Source organism: Oleiphilus sp. HI0125, assembly GCF_001635355.1.
This window is the reverse complement of the sequence record NZ_LWGF01001042.1, coordinates 1-1,019: the sequence shown is the minus strand read 5'-3', so window position 1 is coordinate 1,019 and position 1,019 is coordinate 1. Positions and strand designations below refer to the sequence as shown.

General features: G+C 47.6%; 1 protein-coding gene and 1 pseudogene. Both read left to right on the top strand.

Annotation, left to right across the window (positions count from 1 at the left end):
• Positions 1-335, top strand: a pseudogene (locus tag A3762_RS17840) (50S ribosomal protein L25); the annotation flags it as partial.
• 53 nt (positions 336-388) lie between these two features.
• Positions 389-979 (top strand): aminoacyl-tRNA hydrolase, encoded by a 591-nt coding sequence (gene pth, locus A3762_RS17835; RefSeq protein ID WP_068755863.1) that lies wholly within the window; start codon positions 389-391, stop codon positions 977-979.
• The last annotated feature ends 40 nt before the right edge of the window (positions 980-1,019 follow it).

Below are 1,019 nucleotides of genomic sequence, written 5' to 3'. Positions count from 1 at the left end.
AAGCTATCCACGTTAATGTACCACTTCACTTCACTAACGAAGAAGCATGTGTAGGCGTTAAACTTGGCGGCGGCAAGATCCAGCACCAAATGACTGAAGTTGAAGTTATCTGTCTTCCAGCAGATCTTCCTGAGTTCATCGAAGTTGACATGACTGAAGTTGAAGCGGACCAAATCGTTCACCTTTCAGACATCGATCTTCCTAAAGGTGTAACGATTGCGGCACTTCAGCAAGGTGAAGATCACGACCTTTCTGTTGCATCTGTACACAAGCCGAAAGGCTCTGCTGCTGACGAAGCAGAAGACGCTGCAGCTGAAGGCGAAGGTGACGAATAAGCCCCAACCGGAGCTTATTACGTTGGCACCAGCTAGGGAATGCACATTCAGCCATGACTCAACAGATCAAGCTGATTGTCGGTTTAGGTAACCCCGGAGCCGAATACGCAAATACCCGCCATAACGCGGGTGCCATCTTTGTAGAAGCGCTTGCACAACAAGCGCTTCAAACCCTCAAACCAGAGAAGAAATTCCACGGCCTTTACTGTAAAGTCAACTTCTCAGGAAAAGATATCCACCTCTTAGTCCCCACTACATTTATGAATCGCAGCGGCCAAGCCGTTCAAGCGATTGCTCAATTTTTTAAGATTCAGCCAGAAGAAATTCTTGTCGCACATGACGAGCTCGATATTCCAATGGGCACAATGAAACTTAAAAAAGGCGGCGGACACGGCGGCCAAAACGGACTTAGAGACATCATCGCCAAACTTGGCGGCAATAAAGAATTCTCACGACTAAGACTCGGCATCAGCCATCCAGGCCACGCAAGTAAAGTAACCGGCCACGTACTCGGAAAACTTGGTAAAAAAGAAACAGAAGAACTCACTGCAGTCATCGACGAAGCGAGTCGATATTTGCCAGAGATCATTTCTGGAGATACCGCTCGAGCAATGAATGCACTGCATAGCTTCAAAGCAAGTTAAACATCGTATCTTTGTCACCCAACAAGGTGACCACCCTCGC

What these genes read in the sequence shown, in the direction of transcription:
- pth (WP_068755863.1), top strand. Translation starts at nt 389, where the DNA reads ATGACTCAACAGATCAAGCTGATTGTCGGTTTAGGTAACCCCGGAGCC.